The organism is Marinomonas foliarum (assembly GCF_003337275.1).
Taxonomy (GTDB): Bacteria; Pseudomonadota; Gammaproteobacteria; order Pseudomonadales; family Marinomonadaceae; genus Marinomonas; species Marinomonas foliarum.
This window is the reverse complement of record NZ_QPJQ01000006.1, coordinates 17,247-37,875: the sequence shown is the minus strand read 5'-3', so window position 1 is coordinate 37,875 and position 20,629 is coordinate 17,247. Positions and strand designations below refer to the sequence as shown.

The window sequence follows — 20,629 nt, the reverse complement described above, 5'->3', positions numbered from 1 at the left end:
GAAAATGAATAATTTAGTTCAATTAGATGGCTTGTATTATGTTGCACCTCAAATCTTGGTAGAAGATATAGAGACGTTAAAGGGTTTGGGGTTTGAAAAAATAATTAATAATCGCCCTGATTTAGAATCGGATGACCAGCCTACAGATAATGATTTGCGCGCTGAGGCTGAAGTACTGGGTCTTGAGTATGTTAGTAATCCAATTGACTTATCTAAGTTATCAAAAGAGCATGTTAGAGTTCAGGCTGAAGCATTAATTGACAGTAAAAAAACGTTGGCTTTTTGCCGTACAGGAACTCGCTCATCAGTATTGTGGCTGTTGTCTGAAAATGCCAAGGGTAAGTCGTCTGATGAGCTTAGTTCTTATGTGGCGGGGAAGGGGTTTGATCTTTCTCGATGTGCAGCTGCAATGGCGCCTTTGTTAAATAAATAGCGGTCAGTATGCTTCTGGGAATATCTGAGGTTTAACAGGCATTTTTCTTTCTTTGTGAATATGTAGTAATGGTAATTTATGGTTAGTCGACCGTCGTTAGAAACAGCCACAGCTTCTGATCCTGATCGTTTTGTTGAGCCGTTAGAGCTGGGGAAGCGTGTTAAGGAAATTCGCCTTGCAAGAGGGTGGACGCTGGAAGAAGTGGGGAAAAAGACTGGAATCGCACGCTCTACATTGTCGAAAATTGAAAATGATCAAGTCTCGCCTAGTTTTGCTATTGTTCAAAAGCTTATAAATGGTTTGGAAATGGATTTGCCTCAGTTGTTTGTTGAGGCGAGTGAGCATTCTATTGCTGGGCGAAGGGATGTGACGCGTAAAGGTCGAGGAGAGCCTCATCCTACAGCAACGTATGAGCATGAATTGCTGAATTTTTCTATCAGTCGTAAAAAAATGGTGCCCTTCAAGACTACTGTAAGAGCGAGGTCCTTTACAGAGTTTAAAGAGTGGGTGCGCCATGATGGGGAAGAGTTTCTATTGGTCTTGCGGGGTAAAATTAATTTTTTCTCTGAACTCTATGAGCCGATTGAATTAAAAGAAGGTGATAGTGTGTATTATGATGCATCTATGGGGCATGCCGTTGTTTCATTGTCGGCAAAAGATGCTGAAATACTTTGGGTTGTGGCCCGTTGATATATTAATTAATAATTTTTGAGAAGGTTGTATTGCGTTATGGAGCAGTGGGGATTAACAAGTTGGAGAGATAAAACGGCGCTGCAGCAGCCAGTTTATCCTAATGCTGAGCATTTGGCTCAGGTAGAGAATACATTAGGTAAAATGCCTCCTCTTGTTTTTGCAGGTGAAGCGCGTCAGCTTAAAAAGGCCTTGGCTCAAGTGGCTAATCGGCAGTCGTTTTTATTGCAAGGCGGTGATTGCGCGGAGAGTTTTGCGGAGTTTCATGCAAATAATATTCGCGACACGTTTAAAGTTATGCTGCAGATGGCTGTAGTTTTGACTTATGCGGGTAAGTGTCCTGTTGTGAAGGTTGGCCGTATGGCTGGTCAGTTTGCTAAGCCAAGATCTGCGGATACAGAAGTGATTAATGGTGTTGAGCTGCCAAGTTATCGTGGTGACATTATTAATGGTATTGATTTCACCGAGCAAGCTCGTATTCCTGATCCTGAACGTCTGGTGCAAGTTTACAATCAGAGTGCTTCGACAATGAACTTGCTTCGTGCATTTTCACAAGGTGGCTTTGCGGATTTACATCAAGTTCACCAGTGGAATTTGGACTTTTTAAGTGCAAGCCCTGCAGGCGGTCGCTATCAAGGTGTCGCAGATAAAATTGATGATGCTTTGCAATTTATGGAGGCTTGTGGTGTTGGTGCAGGCTTATCTCAGCTTAAGGAAACCGACTTTTATACGTCACACGAAGCTCTATTATTGCCTTATGAGCAGGCGTTAACTCGTAAAGACAGTTTGACTGGTGAGTGGTATGACTGTTCGGCTCATATGTTATGGATCGGCGACAGAACGCGTCAATTAGATGGTGCGCACGTTGAGTTTCTGCGTGGTGTTCAGAATCCTATTGGTGTGAAAGCTGGCCCGTCTATGGATCCTGAAGATCTATTGAAGTTGTGTGATGTTTTAAATCCAGATAATGAAGCGGGTCGTTTGAATATTATTGTTCGAATGGGTGCGGATAAAGTTGAAGATGGTATGCCTAAATTGATTCAGGCTATTCAGCGTGAAGGCAAGAACGTTGTGTGGAGTAGTGACCCAATGCACGGTAATACGGTTAAGGCTTCTACTGGCTATAAGACGCGTCGAGTGGATGATGTGTTAAAAGAAGTTCAGCAATTTTTTCAGGTGCATCATGCTGAAGGTAGTTACGCTGGCGGTGTTCATTTTGAAATGACAGGACAGAATGTTACTGAATGTGTGGGTGGTGCTTTTAAAGTGACTGAGGCGGATTTGGCTGATCGTTACCATACTCATTGTGATCCGAGGTTGAATGCTGATCAGTCATTAGAATTGGCGTTTATGATTTCTGAAACACTTAAGAAGGCGAGATCATAATTTTTCGCATTCCTTGATGGGATAAGTGATTATCGAAAAAAAGCTCAGTTAGATTTCTAACTGAGCTTTTTTATGGTTATCTGCTAAAGCTGTTAGCCTTTTCGGCGTCGGAAGGCTGATGTGGAAGATTTTGATGTCACATCAATCTTTGCCATGATCAGAGCCATTTCTTCTGCTTCTGCTTGTTGTTGTGATTTTAATTTTTCTTCACGTTCTTTTTTTGATGCTTTTTCAGCTTCGTTGAGCATTTTTTGTATGCTGGCTTTGCTTTTGGTTCGGGCTGGCGCTTTTTTCTTTTCCGGTTCCTTGGCAGCAGCTGCACCACTTAGTCTTTCTTCTCCAATAAGTTCGCCGAAGAAGGATTTGGCTGTTGGTGCTGGCTCAATCGTTTTTTTTGGCAGTTCAACTGTTTTTTTGGTTGCTGCTTTTCTTGTTTTCTTTGGCTGCTCTGCTGTTGATACACCATTAGCGTCAAACAATGCTTTTTTGCCAAAGCTTAAGCCGGCTGATTTTTCGGCTGTTTGAGCAATTTTGTAACCACGTAAGCTTTCACCGTTATAGATTGATATATAGTCGGTTTCTAGTTCATACAATTCTTGCTTGTCGCTGGTTTCAAATAGTTCTTCGACGGTAAACGCCTCAATGCCATTCTCCCTAATGTCATTGTATAAAGGAAAATCTAGTCCTTCGTTTGTTGCTTCAACGTATTGTTCGAAACGTTGGAAGCCGCTATTGAAAGAAGTTCCAATATAGTGCTTTCCAGTGATGTTATTTGTGATTTTAAAAACGACCAAAATCGCTGCCTCTTACGTAATATCTTTTTAATAGCACATAAACCCCATTCACCTGAGGAGACCCAAAGGTGAATGGGGTTTATAAGAAATAGGGTTAGTGTTTTACGACGATATTTAAACCGTCGCGAACATTCAGATGAACGTTCTCAACTCGCTTGTCTTGCGCAATTAAGCGGTTGACTTGGTTGACAGCGAAATCGCTGTTTTCTTTTGGGTCTAGTACTCGTCCTTGCCATAGGGAGTTATCGATAATGATAAGTCCACCTGATCTCACAAGCGGTATTACTGCTTCGTAATAATTAAGGTAGTTGCGTTTATCTGCATCGATAAAGACAAGGTCAAATTGCCCGTCAAGGGATTTGATGGTGTCGAGGGCTGGGCCAAAAATCGCTTTGATTTTCTTACCGTGTTCGCTACGATCAAAAAAAGTTTGAGCAAATTCAATCGCTCGAGGGTTCGTTTCACAGCAAATAAGCTCACCATCTGAAGGCATGCCTTCTGCGATGGATAAAGCGGAATAGCCAGTAAACATGCCAATTTCAAGAGCACGCTTTGGCTGAGCTATTTTTGTTAATAGCTTCAGTGTGCGGCCAATGGTTTTTCCTGATAACTTATTCGGGTAGCCCATATCTGAGTAGGTTTTTTCAACCAGCTCAATTAAAAGCTCAGGTTCTGATTGAGTAGTCTCAATGCAGTAGTCGTCAAGAGTATTAAGATCCATAGTGCCTTTTAGAACGCGAAGTCTGTGTGAAACGGATGCCAATTTTACTCCGCGTGACGATAATGTCTATGGCTGAAACGTAGAAAAAAGGCTTGATTTTTGTGGATGTCCCATACATGCAGATAAAAAGGCAATTTAAATTAGATTCGCATGAATAATCGAAAAATGGTAATTTATGCGCTGAAATTTACATGTGCTCTTTGGTATGGAGCACCACTGACTCCGATAGGGGAATAAAATGCCTGTAATTACTTTGCCTGATGGCAGCCAACGTTCTTTTTCAAGCCCAGTCACTGTTATGCAAGTCGCCGAGGATATTGGTCCGGGTTTGGCTAAAGCAACAGTAGCAGGACGTATTAATGACCAGCTTGTTGATGCGTGCGAATTGATTTCTGAAGATGCGAAATTGAGCATTATCACAGGGAAAGATGCTGAGGGTGTAGAAATTATACGTCACTCATTTGCTCACCTTGTTGGTCATGCAGTTAAGCAGTTGTATCCAACCGCAGAAATGGCAATCGGTCCTGTGATTGAGCATGGTTTCTATTACGATATTTCATATGAGCGTCCTTTTACGCCGGATGATTTAGTGGCGATCGAGAAGCGCATGGGTGAATTGGTGAAAGCCGATTACGATGTTGTGAAAAAAATGACGCCTATTGCTGATGCTCGTCAACAGTTTGTTGATCGTGGTGAGTCCTATAAAGTCGCCTTGATCGATGATATGGATGAATCAGTCAAAGAAGTTGGATTGTACAATCACGAAGAATACATGGATATGTGTCGTGGTCCTCACGTGCCAAATACTCGTGTATTGCGTCATTTTAAATTAATGAAGTTGGCCGGCGCTTATTGGCGTGGCGACTCTAATAATGAAATGTTGCAACGTATTTATGGTACGGCTTGGAACGACAAAAAAGAATTAAAAGCTTATCTGACACGAATCGAAGAAGCTGAAAAGCGTGACCATCGTAAGTTGGGTAAGAAATTAGACCTTTTCCATGTGCAGGAAGAGGCACCTGGTATGGTGTTCTGGCATCCTAAAGGTTGGAGATTATATCAAGCTGTTGAGCAGTATATGCGTCAGAAGCAGATTGATAATAACTATCAAGAGGTGAAAACGCCTCAGATCGTTGATCGCGTGCTTTGGGAGAAGTCAGGGCATTGGGGTAAATATCACGAGAATATGTTTACAACGCATTCTGAAAATCGTGATTACGCCGTTAAACCGATGAACTGTCCATGTCATATACAAGTTTATAATCAAGGTCTTAAGAGCTACCGTGACCTGCCATTTCGTATGGCTGAGTTTGGCTCTTGTCACCGTAACGAACCTTCAGGCGCATTGCATGGCATTATGCGTGTTCGTAACTTTGTTCAAGATGATGGTCATATCTTTGTAACAGAAGGTCAAATTCAGTCAGAAGTTTCTGTGTTTATTGACCTGCTTCACGAAGTGTATGCGGATTTTGGCTTTGATAACATCGTGTATCGTTTATCGACACGCCCAGAACAACGGGTCGGTTCAGATGAAGTGTGGGATAAAGCTGAGAAAGCCTTGTCTGATGCATTGGACTCTGCAGGGCTTGATTGGGAAGAGTTACCAGGTGAAGGGGCTTTTTATGGTCCTAAAATTGAGTTTTCATTGAAAGATGCCATTGGCCGAGTTTGGCAGTGTGGTACTATTCAGGTTGATTTCTCGATGCCAACTCGCCTAGGTGCGCAATATGTATCGGAAGATGGCTCTCGTCAAACACCAGTTATGTTGCATCGTGCGATTGTTGGATCGCTTGAGCGCTTCATTGGTATTTTGATCGAAGAGACAGAAGGAGCCTTTCCGGTCTGGCTTGCGCCTGAACAAGTTGTTATCATGAACATTACTGATCGCCAAGCAGACTATTGTGCTGATTTGGAAAAAAGATTGAATTCAAATGGCTTTAGAGCAAAACTTGACTTGAGAAACGAGAAGATCGGGTTTAAAATCCGCGAGCATACTCTACAACGAGTGCCGTACATGATCGTTGTCGGTGATAAAGAGGTTGAGCAACAGCAGGTTGCTGTTCGAACTCGTACCGGTGATGACCTTGGAGTGATGAGTATTTCCGATTTTGAAGACTTGCTTCAAAAAGAAGTTGCTCGCCGTAGCCGTAAACAAGAAATGGAGATAGTACTATAAAAGGTAATATGAATCGTGGACGTGCCGCTAGTAAGCAGCGTCCTCTAATCAACGAAAACATTCGAGCTACCGAAGTGCGTTTGATCGCTGCTGATGGTGAACAAGTTGGCGTTGTCTCTCTAGAAGAGGCACTAAAAGCGGCTCAAGAGGCTACTTTAGACTTAGTGCAAATTGCTGATTCAGATCCGATTGTTTGCAAAATCATGGACTACGGTAAGCATATTTTTGAAGCGAAAAAAGCGAAAGCTGCTCAAAAGAAAAATGCTAAGCAGATCCAAGTAAAAGAAATGAAATTCCGTCCAGGGACGGAGGAAGGGGATTATCAGGTAAAACTCCGCAACCTGATACGTTTCCTTGAAGGCGGGGATAAGGCCAAAGTATCACTACGATACCGCGGTCGTGAAATGGCCCATCAGGAGCTTGGCATGCAACTTATGAATCGAGTCGCTCAAGACTTAGAGGAATATGGTGCAGTAGAGCAAGCCGCGAAAATGGAAGGTCGTCAATTGACGATGGTGCTAGGCCCCAAAAAGAAGAAGTAATTTTAAATAACTTGGCTTTAAGGGTTTCGGCTCTTAAAGACTGATTTATTAAGAAATTACACTAACATTAACGAATGCGAGAGTGGTTTTATCATGTCCAAAATTAAGTCACACAGTGGCGCAGCTAAGCGCTTCAAACGTACCGCGAATGGTTTTAAGCATAAGCAGTCTCATACTAGTCACATTTTGACTAAGAAATCGACTAAGCGTAAGCGTCATCTTCGTTCTATGAACCAGATTGCGCAAAGCGACAAAGCGTTAATTGTACGCATGTTGCCATACATCTAAGTCTAGATTTTTTTAGTTCATTAATTTATTAGTATAAGGTTTATATTATGCCTCGCGTAAAACGTGGTGTTCAGGCTCGTCGCCGTCACAAGAAGATTTTAAAGCAAGCTAAAGGTTACTACGGTGCACGTAGCCGTGTATTTCGTGTAGCAAAACAAGCTGTTATCAAAGCTGGTCAATACCAATACCGTGACCGTCGTCAGCGTAAACGTCAATTCCGCGCATTGTGGATTGCTCGTATTAACGCTGCTGCACGTATCAATGGTCTATCTTACAGCCGTTTCATTGCTGGCTTGAAAAAAGCGGCAATTGAAATCGATCGTAAGGTTTTGGCTGACCTAGCTGTGTACGAGAAAGAAGTTTTTGCTGCTATCGTTGAAAAAGCGAAAGCAAGCTTGGCTTAATTTCTGACGTAGCCTTAGGGTGATTCGATCTTGATAGATTCAATCTTAATAGAACGATCACTCAATGCAGTCTTTGATAGGGGAAGAGCCAATGGTTCTTCCCCTATTTTATTTTTTGGAGTGTATAAATGGAGAACCTAAAGCAGATTCTTGCTGATGCGCTAAGCGCAGTGGCTGCATCTGAGAGTGAGTCCGCGTTAGATGATGTACGAGTGCATTATTTAGGCAAAAAGGGCGCACTGACTGCTTTGTTGAAACAGCTTGGTAATGTCTCAGCAGAAGAGCGACCAAAGTTTGGTCAGATGGTCAACGAAGCAAAAGATCAAGTTCAGCAGAAAATTACTGAACGTAAAGCTTCTCTTGCTAAAGCAGCGCTTGACGCGAAGCTTGCAACAGAAACAATCGATATCTCCTTGTCTGGTAAGGGTCAGGAAGTGGGTGGTTTGCATCCAGTGACTCGTACAATGGAGCGTATTGAAACTTTTTTTCGTGGAATTGGCTTTGATGTGGCTGCAGGGCCAGAAATCGAAGATGATTATCACAACTTTGAAGCTCTAAACATTCCAGCGCATCACCCTGCGCGTGCAATGCAAGATACCTTCTATTTTAATCCGACAACCGTACTAAGAACACATACATCTCCTGTTCAAGTGCGCACCATGGAAACGACGCAGCCGCCAATTCGAATTATTTGTCCTGGTCGAGTATATCGTTGTGATTCGGATCAGACGCATACCCCTATGTTTCATCAGGTTGAAGGTCTATTGATCGACGAAAATATTTCGTTTGCTGATCTGAAGGGGATTTTGCAGCAATTTTTGAATGTCTTCTTTGAAGATGATTTAAAAGTTCGCTTCCGACCAAGTTACTTTCCATTTACTGAGCCTTCAATAGAAGTGGATATCATGCGAACCAATAGCAAAGGCGAAGAGTCTTGGCTGGAAGTGTTAGGTTGCGGCATGGTGCACCCGAAAGTGCTTGAAATGTCAGGAATTGATTCTGAGAAATACACTGGTTTTGCTTTTGGTATGGGCGTTGAGCGTTTTGCGATGCTGCGCTACAAAGTAGACGACCTTCGTATGTTCTTCGAAAACGATTTGCGCTTCCTTAAACAATTCAAGTAACCAGTCGACCTAGGATGTTTTTATGAAAATTAGTGAGAATTGGCTAAGAGAGTGGGTCAATCCAGACATCAGTAGCGATGATTTGGTTGCTCAGATAACGTTAGCTGGCCTTGAAGTGGATGAAGTGTTACCTGTTGCCTCTGAATTTTCAGGTGTGGTAGTAGGGGAGATTATCGGAGCTGAGCCTCATCCGAATGCTGATAAGTTGCAGGTTTGTCAGGTGTCTGATGGCGTAGATGTTTTTCAGGTAGTTTGTGGTGCGCCAAATGCGCGTCCAGGTATCAAGATTCCATTTGCTAAAATTGGCGCTGTTCTAGGTGCAGATTTTAAAATTAAAAAAGCCAAACTTCGTCAAGTAGAGTCTTTTGGTATGTTGTGCTCAGCCTCTGAATTAGGCTTGAGTGACGACCATGATGGCATTATGGAATTACCAGCTATTGCGAAAGCGGGCGAAGACTTCCGTGCTTTTTTGAATCTTGATGATCAGATTATTGATGTAGATTTAACCCCTAACCGTAGCGACTGTTTAAGTGTTGCTGGCTTGGCTCGCGAAGTCGGAGTTTTGAATAAGACTGATGTGACGCCTGTTAAAATCACACCAACTGATGTTGTTGTTGATGATGCTTTCCCTGTGAAAGTAGAAGCGACAGACGCTTGTCCTCGTTACTTGGGCCGTGTTGTGCGTGGTGTCAATGTTGCTGCTCAAACGCCTTTGTGGATGGTTGAAAAGCTTCGTCGCAGTGGTATTCGTTCTATCGACCCAATTGTAGATATCACTAACTATGTGATGTTGGAATTGGGGCAGCCAATGCATGCTTTCGATCTAGCGAATCTATCCGGCTCTATTGTTGTGCGAATGGCCAATAAAGATGAAAAAATCGTCTTGCTTGACGGTCAGGAAGTAGCACTTCGTTCAGATACTTTGGTAATCGCTGATGAAAAATCACCTCTAGCCATTGCTGGTGTAATGGGTGGCGAAGGATCGGGTGTTAACGAAGCAACAAAAGATATTTTCCTTGAAAGTGCTTTCTTTGCGCCGTTGGCTTTGGCGGGTAAGGCGCGTTCTTATGGATTGCATACTGATTCCTCTCATCGATTTGAGCGCGGTGTCGATGCAACGCTTCAAGAGCGAGCTTTAGAGCGAGCCACTGCGTTAGTTGTAGAAATTGCTGGCGGCCAAATAGGCCCTATAACTCATGCTGTGAGTGAGTTCTCTTTGCCTGACGCGGCGGTTGTTACATTGCGTCGTAAAAAGCTTGATCAGTATTTGGCGATGTCTATCGATAAAGACTTGGTGACGGATATTTTAACTCGTCTTGGTCTAGAGATGGTTGAAGTGACGGATGATGCTTGGACAACAAAAGCGCCATCACATCGTTTTGATATCGCAATAGAAGCGGATTTGATCGAAGAGGTTGCCCGTATCTACGGTTATGACAATCTTCCGTCTTCAATGCCTCAGGCGGCAGTGAATTTTACGCCTCTGTCTGAAACAAAAGCTCAGATTCAAGTGATGCGCTCTATTTTAGTATCGCAGGGTTATCAAGAAGCAGTAACTTATAGCTTTATTGATCCTGTCTTGAGTAAGCAGTTTTTACCTAATATCGAGCCTGTGCCGTTGGCAAACCCAATATCAGCAGATATGGGTGTCATGCGTCCAAGTTTGGTGCCAGGTTTGGTTAAAGCCTATCTTTACAATCAAAATCGTCAACAGTCCCGTGTTCGCTTGTTTGAAACAGGTCGTCGCTTTATTGGTACGGTTGATGCGCTAGCGGATTTGGATCAGCAGCAACAAGTAGCTGGTTTAATCGCAGGTACTCGCCATGCTGAAGCTTGGTATCATGGTAGCGAGAAGGTCGATTTTTATGACCTTAAAGCACACATCGAAGCCTTGTTTGCATTGAATGATGGTGGGAAACCTACGTATGAGCGTTCTAGTTGTGAGTTTTTACATCCAGGCCGTTCGGCTGATATCTTTTTAGATGGTAAGTTTGTTGGTTTGATGGGGGAGTTGCACCCACAGCTGTCTAAGACATTAGGTGCCAATCAGCCAATCTATGTATTTGATATTGCATTAGATGCTGTACTGAATGCGACGTTGCCTGAGTACGAAGCCGTTTCTCGTTTTCCTGAGGTTCGTCGTGACCTAGCGTTATTGGTTGATCGCACTGTACCTGTTAGCGAGTTGGAGAAGGTGATTTCTGCAACGGCGGGTGACGCGTTCAAAAATGTGTTGGTTTTTGATGTATATCAGGGCCAAGGTATTGATGAAACGAAAAAAAGTGTCGCTTTAGGCTTGACGTGGCAGCATCCTTCACACACTCTTAGTGATGAAGAAGTGAACAATTCTGTCGAAAAAACTGTTGCGGCATTATCAGAGCAATTGGGAGCCGTTGTAAGGGGGTAGATTTATGGGATCGTTGACGAAAGCGGACCTTGCTGAAAACTTAGTGGATTCAATTGGTCTGAGTAAAAAAGATGCGAAAGATCTTGTTGAGGGGTTTTTCGAGGTTGTTCGTAGTTCACTAATAGAGCGGCAGCAAGTTAAGTTGTCGGGCTTTGGTAATTTTGAAGTGCGAGAAAAGAGTCAGCGACCAGGTCGAAATCCTAAGACGGGAGAAGAGATCCCTATTACGGCACGTACTGTCGTTACTTTTCGGCCTGGGCAGAAGCTTAAGTCAAAAGTAGAAGACTATATGCAAGAGTGATTTTTGAAGTCACTAAAAGGCCACCCAGTAGGGTGGCCTTTTTTATATGCTGCTAATCCGATAGCCCTTATTTGTCATCAACTCTGTCTAGAAGAGCTTTTTGCTTTAATCGATACCTAGATAAAGTAGAAAGATATTTAGATCAATGTTTAAGCAATCAATTTTGAATATTCTACTGTCATGATTAAATTGAAAAAAAGTTTATAAAAGTCTTCCCTTTTCAATTCGTTATAGTAATATACGCACCCGCTGGCAGGGACAGAGTTTAACTCTTCAACTGTTGGTTTCGGGGCGTAGCGCAGCCTGGTAGCGCACTAGCATGGGGTGCTAGTGGTCGCAGGTTCAAATCCTGCCGTCCCGACCAAAAATTGAGAAATGCCGCTATAGCTCAGTTGGTAGAGCATCTGACTTGTAATCAGAGGGTCCCGAGTTCGACTCTTGGTGGCGGCACCATTTTTGGTCAAAGTTTCTTTCTTTAGAAATAAAGAGCAGAGATAAAAAAAGATTTTGCTTTTATTGAAGCCGCTATAGCTCAGTTGGTAGAGCATCTGACTTGTAATCAGAGGGTCCCGAGTTCGACTCTTGGTGGCGGCACCACTTCTTAGGAAGTAATTTAAAAGTGAACTGCGTCATGTAATGCCGCTATAGCTCAGTTGGTAGAGCATCTGACTTGTAATCAGAGGGTCCCGAGTTCGACTCTTGGTGGCGGCACCATTTGCTTGCGATATGTGAGTAGATTTAAAAATTTGATTTAGCGTTAAGCCGCTATAGCTCAGTTGGTAGAGCATCTGACTTGTAATCAGAGGGTCCCGAGTTCGACTCTTGGTGGCGGCACCACTACTTAATAAAGTAAGTTGGAATAATAACGTTAAGCAATGATTGGGTGTGTAGCTCAGTTGGGAGAGCGTCGCCCTTACAAGGCGAATGTCGGGAGTTCGAACCTCTCCACACCCACCACTTACTAAGCAGTGGTACTTATGGGCAATAAGTAAAAAGCTAGATTGTGTTGGAGTGGTAGTTCAGTTGGTTAGAATACCTGCCTGTCACGCAGGGGGTCGCGGGTTCGAGTCCCGTCCATTCCGCCATTATTTATTAAAGTGTGGCAAAGAGTTAAAGGTAACTTAATCGTTATCTAGAAATGGGTGTGTAGCTCAGTTGGGAGAGCGTCGCCCTTACAAGGCGAATGTCGGGAGTTCGAACCTCTCCACACCCACCACTTACTAGAAAGTGGGCTTCTTACTTAGGTAAAAGCAAAAATACTAGATTGTGTTGGAGTGGTAGTTCAGTTGGTTAGAATACCTGCCTGTCACGCAGGGGGTCGCGGGTTCGAGTCCCGTCCATTCCGCCATTACTTATTAAAGTGTGGCAAAGAGTTAAAGGTAACTTAATGGTTATCTAGAAATGGGTGTGTAGCTCAGTTAAGAGTTTTATCTTAACAAGGCGCATATCAGAGGGAGTTAAGAACTCCACATCTCATAGATGTAAAATATGATTGGGTGTGTAGCTCAGTTGGGAGAGCGTCGCCCTTACAAGGCGAATGTCGGGGGTTCGAACCCCTCCACACCCACCATCGTTTTATCAAGCCTAAGATATACCTATCTCATTGTTTCAATAGCCTTTCTTACGTCGTAGACACTTATTTAATTTGTGACCACCTTGTGACCAGAATTTTCATCAATTTCGTTTGTGACTCAGGTGTGACCTATTTGTGACTCGATTGATCAATATGGCATCATGTTAGCTCGTATTTTATGTTTACATGCTGCTGATTTTGAAGTTCGTCCTGAATAGTCCCATTTATAATATTTCTTCTAGCTCATACACCTTGTTGTACCTTATTGTATTTTTATTCTGTTAAGTGATATGACGCTCCATAGTTTTAAAGGCCATCGTCTCTAGTGGTATCGCGATAATTGCGTTTATACGTCTTGTGACTTCTTCTGATGCCGTTTATGGATGATGTTGATCAAGTGATGTATTGTTGCTTTTTTAAAAGTGAAATTCGGTCATTGAGATGAACACCGCTATTAGATACATCAATATACTTGAGCTGCTACCTGTTGAGCCTAAGCCGGGTATATCAACAATTGATATACTTGCAAAATTAGAAGAGAAAGGTGCTCAGACAGGGGTGCGTAACTTACAGCGTGATTTAGCATTCTTAGCTAAGTATTACCCTATAATGCGCAATGATATGGTAAGGCCCCACCGATGGCGTTTTGCCTCAGATTACCAAGGTAGTTTTGCTGCTATGGATGTTTCTTCTGCTGTGAGCACCATTTTGGTAAACGAATATCTCATTGGTATTATGCCAACACCACTTTTAGCTCAATTATCACCTCAGCTCAATCGAGCAAAAAACTTTCTTCAGTCTTCATCCGATAAAACTTACTCTAATTGGCTGGATAAAGTAAAAATCATCCCAGATGGCAAAGCGCTGATTCCAGCAACTATTGATTCAAGTATGTGGGCTACCGTCTGTGATGCAATAATGTCAAATAAAGCTTTAGATGTTATTTATGATAGCCATGCAAAAGATAAGATCCAGTCATTCGTCCTTCATCCTTATGGCGTAATGATCCGCAAAAGTGCTACTTATGTGCTTGGGTCTTACAACGAATATGATGATGTTAGACAGTATGCACTTCAGCGTTTTAAATCATTGAAGGTATCATCAGTTGATTTTCGACCCAACCCGAGCTTTTCAGTTCAGACTTACATAGATAACGGTGAATCCAGTCTTAAATTTTCTGATGAATCAATTCAGTTGGAGGCTCTTATTTCTCCTAGCTTAGCAAGAAGGCTTGAAGAAACAAAATTGAGTGAGTCGCAAATTATACTAAAAACAATGAGTAGTGAGTGGTTCTGCCTTCGAGCTGTCATTCCAGATGATAGAGATACTCGCTGTTGGCTCCTTAGTCAGGGTGCTGAAATTGTTGTACGTGCACCTTTGTCTCTGAGGGAGGGGATTCTTCATGAGGCCAGACAGATAATAAATCTGTCTCATTCTCTCTCATCTCTAGAAATTGATATGAATTAATTATTTTGTGCTTTTTTGTTAATTTATGTAAATAGGCGACAAAAATTGTCACTTTAATTTGAATATTTATTATTACCGTGTAAATTCTGAGTATATTCAACCAGTTGCTGTTTTTTATTCAGTATTAATGAATGCCCGGAGAGTACATGATTGAGACTGTATATAGGATTGACATAAAACTAAAAGATGTCACGTTTGATAAGACACGAAATGCGATTGTATTTAGTAATATCGGTAAAAGCGGGAACAAAACAGTAGACTTAATAGGTAACTTAACTGATTTGCTTGCAAAAGTCGCTAATGGCAAAGGCTCTCCAATAGAGGCACGCAAAAAGAATGCAGGATTTAAGCTCGAAGCAAGGAAGTTTTCGGTTGCCGCGCTAGATGACCATATTCAAGTAAATTATGATTTTTTAGAAAGTGCGCCTGATCTTATACATTCCGTAAAAGAGATAGTTTGTGATGTGTTAAACCTGCACTTTACAGGCATGACGAAATCCATCGAACAACTCAATGAACTTGACCAGCCTGCATCAGTCTCTTACCAAGCATCTGGCTTTACAAAGTCTCACGACGCGTATGAGGCTATCAAAATCCTTTATGAAATCGCTGAACATCAAGGAGTTAAAGAATTTGATGTCCATGTTGAAGGGCACGAAGAGTCTCATCAAATAGGAATACTTAGTCCACCTGAAAAACCGGATTTTAAGCCTGACGCTCAAGCAGTTTCATTTTTAGAGTATGAAGTCAGTGATACCCATAAGAAATCTCCAAGCGTTGAAATTGTCCCTAAGAGTGGCAAAGGAAAAAAGGCTGTGCTGGTTAGCGCTGAGCAATATTCTGCATTAGAGAGAAGTAAAGCTTTTTCAATTGATACCTACGTGCTGTTCGATTTTACAGTTAAGCAGGTGTCTGAGAAACAGTATGAATTAATCAGCTTCTCTCATAGTCACGTTCAAATGGAGATCGAACATTGACTATAAATCCATTACTAAGAAGAGCGCTTAAAAATTGCGAGTCAGAATTTGCAAATATAAAGCTTCAAAGGATCGGCAGGGAGTTTCTTAGTTTTTATCTCATAAGCTCTGGGAGTGCTGATGCCGATATTATTCTAGATAAAGCTAGTATTTTAAATGATACGGACTTTGAAGCAACACTGGAAGAAGCGCGAAAGCTCTGCAAAGGCAAGATAAGTCAACTCCCCGTTTTATCTTTTCTATCTCTAGATGTAAAAAAACTCCCTAATGATATTGATCATGTTGTCTTGCATAAGCTACAAGCATCTATTTTCTATGCCTTGGTATCAAGCGAGGCAAATTTTACTTTTGTCACGGTTGCTGAAGCCGCTGATAATATTCGGCTAATTTTGTCGCAAAGAGTCAATAGCGCAAAAATAAAGGAAATCGCTAAAGAGCTTTCAGTTGTCAAGACACTTGAGTACCTGTGTAATGAAATTACAGGGCAGTACACGGTATCACAAGCCTATTTGAAAATGGTTCGTGATGGTTGGAATCTGTGCTCAAATTATAAAGAAAATACGGCTCTAGTTGATAAAACAAGGATAAGAGCGAGGCGGCCTGATTCAGGTGTTAAAGGGGTAGTTACTGTCGCGCCTTTCCCTTTTACTGGGAATGATTTGGACATTGAAGATACTCCAGATGTTGAAATTGTCGATCTAGACTCTGAGGCAATCAGTCCAGTCGTCAAAGCAGAGCGTGACTTATTCAGAAATCAAATTCTATCGGCTAAAGAACAATTTGGTCTCACATTTGTTACTTACCGTTTGACGCCTCGTGAACTTGATAAAGCGATTCAATGGATCAATTACGCACAACCAACTGCTAGCTCAGCGCTCGGTTTTTTAACTATCTTAACGACTTTAAAATTGCACGAGGTACTTGGTTTGCATCTTGCCCTAGCAGAGAGCGATGCAGATGCCTTTAAACAGTCGGATAGTTGTTATGGGATCATTGACCTTGCCTCAGCACGATATTGGCGCAAAGGGCTTGATATTGCTGATCGTTACGAGCCCAATAGCGAAGACCAAAAATGGCTGTTACCACATACAGATTGGTTAGCATTACCCATTCCTAACCAGTTTTTACACTTGTTGAGAGCTTTCTTTGCTGGATACCAAGCGGGTTTAATAGAACAAGTTTTACCTGATGATGTTTCACAAAAAGCGAATGATTTGTTGACGCAAGCATGCCGAGAGATTGTTTGCCTTGGTGATTTAAATAGGCGTTTAACTCATAAGACACTTCGATATTTGCTTTATGGGTGCGTGGCCTCCAAGTATGGTCGGCATAGGGCGGCGCTTATTTTTGCTAATAACGAATTCGGGTTGTCAACTTGGCATTACTATATGTCGGACACAACTCATCACTCGCAGTTGTCTTTCATAAAAACTTGTATCGAATCATTGGGTTTTGGTTTCGATCATCAAGTGGATCTTTCCAAAGACAATTTCGTCATCGGTTCTAAGTTATCGATCAATAAAGCAATCTTTTCAGAACGTTTAGCTGAAAGAGTGGAATCCCTAAATGCTTCTCTGCGAAGCGTAGGAGCGAGTAGATCACTAGACGCTTTGCGTGAAATTTATAATCAGCTCGTTTCTTACACTGTTTTGATGTTTTCTGCGGTCACTAGCCATCGCCGAAACAAAAGTATGTTTATTGAGCATTATTGCTGGAACGAGGATTACACCAGTGTACTGATAGCTGACAAAATACATTTTGGCGAGAGTGCTACCCGTATAATTCCTGTTCCTGAACTAATGACGAGGCAGGTTCAAAATACGCTAGGTTGGATTGAGCAAATTTTTAAACGCGTTAAGTTGCTGGATAAAAAAATTGCCATACTGCTCAAGTCTTCCATTCATAGAGACAGTAAGGCTCCTTTTCTTGGTCTATGGCAAGATAATGGAACTTTTGCTGAAGCAAGCACTGCTCAAGTAGAGGTTTTTATGGGTGAGGGATGGTCCCTACCACAAAATGCGATTCGACAATTGTCTTATCAAATGCTTTTTTCCTACGAAGATGCGACTCCATTTTTGGACCATCAAATGGGACATATTTCGACAGATATGCATTCATTTCAAAAAACCTCTTTAATGCAGTATGGCGGTTCTGAAGTTGAAATACATCGAAACTCAATCTCAAGATGTCTTGATGAACTAGGGTTTAGTCTGCTCGCGCGCACAAGCTTTTCTCACTCAAAGATGTACAACAATGGGCAGTTTGTCCCGACGTCTATTCAGAAAAAATCTCGGAATCAGTCGAAAAGCGCTGAAACAAAAATTCAATCCGATCTGAGATCTTTGTTAGATGAGGCAATCAAGACAAATCAAGACTTTTACGAGCTCTTATCTGAGAAATACAGGGACGACCCATACTTACATGAACAAACACTTATATTGCTTAAAGCACTGAAGCTAAGCGATGGCGAGCAGACAATAATTAACAGCGATGAATTACACTCCGCATTAGGGCGTTATTTAAAAAAATCTCCCGTAGCTAGTACAGTATTACCTTACGGTGTGATGTTCAGTGAACGAAACTACACACAGATTCACTCGACATTTTGTGATTTTGCACAAGCATTGATCACTCACCCTAAGCAGGTTTCTTCAGAGACCCTTGGTAATATTTTACTGTTTTTCATGATACTCGATGGCACCGGCGACCTTTCTGCTGAGATGCTTCGTAGATCAGTGACCATCAGTTCAGTAAAGTACTCAAATGGTTACCTCACAGCGAAGATAAATGAGAAACTAGTGTTTTTTGGTGGGCTCTCTGCGTTATTTCTAGCAATGTTGATCAAGAGAGGGGAGTTCAATAACGTCATCCTGAATCCACAAACATTAGAACTATTTATGAACGGCAATTGCCCTGAAGTCAACGTTGATAAATCCATTGCTAGTGGGTATGCAAAGCTGTCAGCGTTGTTTCGGCAAGTGCATGATAAAGAGATGACTTTTAGTAAACTTTATCAACTAATTGATCTCGCGCCGAGACGATCAGAAACAGGAGCTCTCTATGGACTGCGCCAAGGAACACTCAGGGTAAAAGGCCTTTCTGAGCACACCCTGTTAAGGTTGTTGGATCGTAAGCATCGTTACATTATACCATCCAGTGGTGAAGCTAAGTTGAGCGCTATTGCAGAGCGCTCCTTTTTTAAGGCAAAGCCACGTTCAAACGATTACTTTAAGACGTTTATGGCAGACTTTAGAAATAAGTTTGTTAGGTATCCTGGTACTTCAAAAGAGAAAATCACCCGCTTCTGGCAAGAGCTAATTTCATTTGAAAAAGCTAAAAATCTTTCTGACTTAGTAAAGGGATCTCAAGATCTACCGGAAATTACTGTTCTTGTTCTAACCTGGTTATATGAAATTTCTGGGCGAAAAGGACAACGCTATGGTGGTTTGGCCACTTCCTCGATTCAAACTTATTTCTCAAAGGTAGTTCCACGTCTTTTTGAGTTTGCTGCAAACCAATCTTTGACAACATTTGACTACGAAGATTTTTCAGATCTTTATCAAGACATTATTGATGCAGGCGATATTGAAAATCGCGCTGATAGAGCAAAGATATTGGCTCGTTTTCATTCTGTTATTCAAGAATATTTTGGTGTTGTTAAATTTGATTTCCGTGACTTGGATGTCGAGGAAAATGAAGAAAGTCTGACTGGCCGAATCATCATGCCATGGGAGTATGAACAAGCTCTCTCACTTTTGCTATCCGATAAAGATATGAACGCAGAAGAGCAGTCTACAAATGCTGCAATTTTAATACTATGTTGCCGTCTGGGGCTTAGACGAGAAGAGATAAGGCGATTAAAGCTACGAGACTTCTCAGTTGAAGAACAAGTTTTGTATGTAAGGACGCATCGCATATCAAAAGATACGGTTCGGGTAAAATCGAAAAGTGGAAACCGTAGAATTCCATATTCATTGTTTCTGAACGAACAAGAGATTGAAATACTATACACATGTATTGAGAAAGTAAAAGGCCAGAAAAGTCAGTCTGTCCCGCTCTTCTTTGATTTGACAAACCCGAAAGAAATACGACACATGGACAGTCATTTTAGTCGAGTTATTGAAGCGCTTAAGCTTGTTACAGGAGACCCCGAGATGCGCCTGCACGACGGACGTCATACCTGTATTAGTTTTATTGCCACGGCGTTGATTTTGAATGATAAACAGCGCGACCCTATAGCGAAAGTCGTAAAAGCATGGATAGGTTCAAAGCTTATCTCGGAATTTCAACGACGTTTTTGTGAAGCGACGGTTGCCACGCCCACCACGCACCATGCTTTGCTTCCGGCATTAGCGCTAATGATTGGTCACTCTAGTGCAACGACAACCTTGTCATCCTACATTCATTTAATGGATTACTGGAGATGGCTGGCTGTTGAAGAAAATTTTAAAAGCGTAAAAAAACTGGATGGAGTGTTAGCTAGGCTGATTCGAGTCCCTCGAAAACGCTTTATTGAGTTGAAGAGTGAGCAAGGGCTGTCTGCAAGTTATGTAGTGCTAAAAAAGACACAAAAAGAAAGCCTTCCTGTTGGCGGAGCGTATCAAATTGAGTCGTTTGATCGAAAACCCGAGTTAAGTCCTAGAGACAAAAACAGTATCGCAACTCAAATCCTTCAGATTCAGAGAATTGAAAAGGCACTTAGGTATTTAGAGGACGCAGAAAGACAGTCAAATGAAGCGCCTGATGCACCCCCGATTAAACCGTCAGACCATCATTACGAGTTAACGCAGCACCATGTTGATACGGTAAGGAGTGCTTACCAGGCTATCTTAACCAATGATGTGTCATACAGGGCATATGAGATATCATCAAATGAAGAGGGTGTAGACTTTATCGGGCAGTCACGCCTTTATGAAGCAAGAAATTACGTCAAGGATGCCGATTTTTACCAACTTCTCATACATCTGATTCAATGCAAACAGGAGAGCTCTGGCGCTTTTACTGCACTGATGCAGTTATGGCAACAGGCATGGTACGACGCCAAGAAAAAAATGTTTATTCCGACCTTTCAAATGCAAGAAGCAAGCGCGGCATTTATAGCCTGCCAGCTTAGAATTAAGCTTGCTACACGCAAAATGAATAGGCGAGTAGGTGGTGCGGTGTTTGAGTCACGTGCGGTAGAGCAGCTGACAATGAAGGGTGAAATCGTATCAATCCCTCAGTTTAGTCATGCCATGTTTTTACTTAAATTATTGGAAAAGCACTGAGCTGTTGTTTTGAGGTTTATATACAGTAATTTACTACAAATGCCTGAGTATCAAATATCAACCAAAGCGTCCGAGACTG

Annotated in this window: 15 protein-coding genes and 10 tRNA genes; 23 read left to right on the top strand and 2 right to left on the bottom strand. The window is 42.0% G+C overall.

All coding sequences use genetic code 11. The features are described from left to right. The first annotated feature begins 4 nt into the window (after nucleotides 1-4). The 3 genes from DFP77_RS04545 (at nucleotide 5) to DFP77_RS04535 (ending at nucleotide 2,509) form a co-directional block, all read left to right on the top strand. Complete coding sequence (locus tag DFP77_RS04545) at nucleotides 5-433, top strand: protein tyrosine phosphatase family protein (protein ID WP_114411095.1); 429 nt, start codon at nucleotides 5-7, stop codon at nucleotides 431-433. 78 nt (nucleotides 434-511) lie between these two features. Beyond that, nucleotides 512-1,123 (top strand): helix-turn-helix domain-containing protein, encoded by a 612-nt coding sequence (locus DFP77_RS04540; protein WP_114411094.1) that lies wholly within the window; start codon nucleotides 512-514, stop codon nucleotides 1,121-1,123. Between the two features lie 39 nt (nucleotides 1,124-1,162). Beyond that, entirely contained in the window at nucleotides 1,163-2,509 is a 1,347-nt protein-coding gene (locus tag DFP77_RS04535; RefSeq protein ID WP_114411093.1) for a class II 3-deoxy-7-phosphoheptulonate synthase, read from the top strand. Between the two features lie 92 nt (nucleotides 2,510-2,601). Here DFP77_RS04535 and DFP77_RS04530 read toward each other — a convergent pair whose 3' ends face one another. Next, a complete protein-coding gene (locus DFP77_RS04530) occupies nucleotides 2,602-3,303 on the bottom strand; it encodes a GIY-YIG nuclease family protein (RefSeq protein WP_114411092.1) in 702 nt (233 codons plus the stop codon). A gap of 94 nt (nucleotides 3,304-3,397) precedes the next feature. Further along, entirely contained in the window at nucleotides 3,398-4,024 is a 627-nt protein-coding gene (locus DFP77_RS04525) for an O-methyltransferase (RefSeq protein ID WP_114411091.1), read from the bottom strand. Between the two features lie 238 nt (nucleotides 4,025-4,262). Between DFP77_RS04525 and thrS the strand changes: the two genes are divergently transcribed. The 20 genes from thrS to DFP77_RS04425 all read left to right on the top strand — a co-directional run bounded on the left by thrS (nucleotide 4,263) and on the right by DFP77_RS04425 (nucleotide 20,550). Next, on the top strand, nucleotides 4,263-6,200 hold the full coding sequence (gene thrS / locus DFP77_RS04520) for a threonine--tRNA ligase (protein ID WP_114411090.1): 1,938 nt from the start codon (nucleotides 4,263-4,265) through the stop codon (nucleotides 6,198-6,200). A gap of 8 nt (nucleotides 6,201-6,208) precedes the next feature. Further along, on the top strand, nucleotides 6,209-6,742 hold the full coding sequence (gene infC, locus DFP77_RS04515) for a translation initiation factor IF-3 (RefSeq protein WP_114411089.1): 534 nt from the start codon (nucleotides 6,209-6,211) through the stop codon (nucleotides 6,740-6,742). A gap of 93 nt (nucleotides 6,743-6,835) precedes the next feature. Next, entirely contained in the window at nucleotides 6,836-7,030 is a 195-nt protein-coding gene (gene rpmI / locus DFP77_RS04510) for a 50S ribosomal protein L35 (protein ID WP_012070284.1), read from the top strand. A 47-nt stretch (nucleotides 7,031-7,077) separates the two neighbouring features. After that, nucleotides 7,078-7,434: a 50S ribosomal protein L20 gene (gene rplT / locus DFP77_RS04505; protein WP_024023333.1), complete on the top strand. Its 357-nt coding sequence runs from the start codon at nucleotides 7,078-7,080 to the stop codon at nucleotides 7,432-7,434. Nucleotides 7,435-7,562: 128 nt separating this feature from the next. Then, nucleotides 7,563-8,558, top strand: a complete 996-nt coding sequence (gene pheS / locus DFP77_RS04500) for a phenylalanine--tRNA ligase subunit alpha (protein ID WP_114411088.1) — start codon at nucleotides 7,563-7,565, stop codon at nucleotides 8,556-8,558. Between the two features lie 22 nt (nucleotides 8,559-8,580). Continuing rightward, nucleotides 8,581-10,965: a phenylalanine--tRNA ligase subunit beta gene (pheT, locus tag DFP77_RS04495; protein ID WP_114411087.1), complete on the top strand. Its 2,385-nt coding sequence runs from the start codon at nucleotides 8,581-8,583 to the stop codon at nucleotides 10,963-10,965. Nucleotides 10,966-10,969: 4 nt separating this feature from the next. Continuing rightward, entirely contained in the window at nucleotides 10,970-11,266 is a 297-nt protein-coding gene (locus tag DFP77_RS04490; RefSeq protein WP_110571937.1) for an integration host factor subunit alpha, read from the top strand. Nucleotides 11,267-11,553: 287 nt separating this feature from the next. Further along, nucleotides 11,554-11,630 (top strand) — tRNA-Pro (locus DFP77_RS04485). 13 nt (nucleotides 11,631-11,643) lie between these two features. Next, nucleotides 11,644-11,719: transfer RNA gene (locus DFP77_RS04480), tRNA-Thr, on the top strand. A 68-nt stretch (nucleotides 11,720-11,787) separates the two neighbouring features. Further along, nucleotides 11,788-11,863 (top strand) — tRNA-Thr (locus tag DFP77_RS04475). 41 nt (nucleotides 11,864-11,904) lie between these two features. Then, nucleotides 11,905-11,980, top strand: a tRNA-Thr gene (locus DFP77_RS04470). Between the two features lie 47 nt (nucleotides 11,981-12,027). Next, nucleotides 12,028-12,103, top strand: a tRNA-Thr gene (locus DFP77_RS04465). A 44-nt stretch (nucleotides 12,104-12,147) separates the two neighbouring features. Next, nucleotides 12,148-12,223, top strand: a tRNA-Val gene (locus DFP77_RS04460). 51 nt (nucleotides 12,224-12,274) lie between these two features. Further along, a tRNA-Asp gene (locus DFP77_RS04455) sits at nucleotides 12,275-12,351 on the top strand. A 55-nt stretch (nucleotides 12,352-12,406) separates the two neighbouring features. Next, a tRNA-Val gene (locus DFP77_RS04450) sits at nucleotides 12,407-12,482 on the top strand. Nucleotides 12,483-12,537: 55 nt separating this feature from the next. After that, nucleotides 12,538-12,614, top strand: a tRNA-Asp gene (locus DFP77_RS04445). A 146-nt stretch (nucleotides 12,615-12,760) separates the two neighbouring features. Continuing rightward, nucleotides 12,761-12,836, top strand: a tRNA-Val gene (locus DFP77_RS04440). A 444-nt stretch (nucleotides 12,837-13,280) separates the two neighbouring features. Beyond that, nucleotides 13,281-14,306, top strand: a complete 1,026-nt coding sequence (locus DFP77_RS04435; protein ID WP_114411086.1) for a helix-turn-helix transcriptional regulator — start codon at nucleotides 13,281-13,283, stop codon at nucleotides 14,304-14,306. Nucleotides 14,307-14,452: 146 nt separating this feature from the next. Further along, nucleotides 14,453-15,283 (top strand): hypothetical protein, encoded by an 831-nt coding sequence (locus DFP77_RS04430; RefSeq protein WP_114411085.1) that lies wholly within the window; start codon nucleotides 14,453-14,455, stop codon nucleotides 15,281-15,283. After that, nucleotides 15,280-20,550, top strand: a complete 5,271-nt coding sequence (locus DFP77_RS04425; protein WP_114411084.1) for a site-specific integrase — start codon at nucleotides 15,280-15,282, stop codon at nucleotides 20,548-20,550. Before DFP77_RS04430 ends, DFP77_RS04425 begins: the two co-directional genes overlap by 4 nt. Nucleotides 20,551-20,629: the final 79 nt, after the last annotated feature.

Bases quoted from the DNA above. Each gene is read 5' to 3' on its own strand.
- DFP77_RS04435 (WP_114411086.1), top strand. From the start codon at position 13,281: ATGAACACCGCTATTAGATACATCAATATACTTGAGCTGCTACCTGTT.
- thrS (WP_114411090.1), top strand. From the start codon at position 4,263: ATGCCTGTAATTACTTTGCCTGATGGCAGCCAACGTTCTTTTTCAAGC.
- DFP77_RS04490 (WP_110571937.1), top strand. From the start codon at position 10,970: ATGGGATCGTTGACGAAAGCGGACCTTGCTGAAAACTTAGTGGATTCA.
- rplT (WP_024023333.1), top strand. From the start codon at position 7,078: ATGCCTCGCGTAAAACGTGGTGTTCAGGCTCGTCGCCGTCACAAGAAG.
- DFP77_RS04525 (WP_114411091.1), bottom strand. From the start codon at position 4,024: ATGGATCTTAATACTCTTGACGACTACTGCATTGAGACTACTCAATCA.
- DFP77_RS04545 (WP_114411095.1), top strand. From the start codon at position 5: ATGAATAATTTAGTTCAATTAGATGGCTTGTATTATGTTGCACCTCAA.
- rpmI (WP_012070284.1), top strand. From the start codon at position 6,836: ATGTCCAAAATTAAGTCACACAGTGGCGCAGCTAAGCGCTTCAAACGT.
- pheT (WP_114411087.1), top strand. From the start codon at position 8,581: ATGAAAATTAGTGAGAATTGGCTAAGAGAGTGGGTCAATCCAGACATC.
- DFP77_RS04540 (WP_114411094.1), top strand. From the start codon at position 512: ATGGTTAGTCGACCGTCGTTAGAAACAGCCACAGCTTCTGATCCTGAT.
- infC (WP_114411089.1), top strand. From the start codon at position 6,209: ATGAATCGTGGACGTGCCGCTAGTAAGCAGCGTCCTCTAATCAACGAA.
- pheS (WP_114411088.1), top strand. From the start codon at position 7,563: ATGGAGAACCTAAAGCAGATTCTTGCTGATGCGCTAAGCGCAGTGGCT.
- DFP77_RS04535 (WP_114411093.1), top strand. From the start codon at position 1,163: ATGGAGCAGTGGGGATTAACAAGTTGGAGAGATAAAACGGCGCTGCAG.
- DFP77_RS04430 (WP_114411085.1), top strand. From the start codon at position 14,453: ATGATTGAGACTGTATATAGGATTGACATAAAACTAAAAGATGTCACG.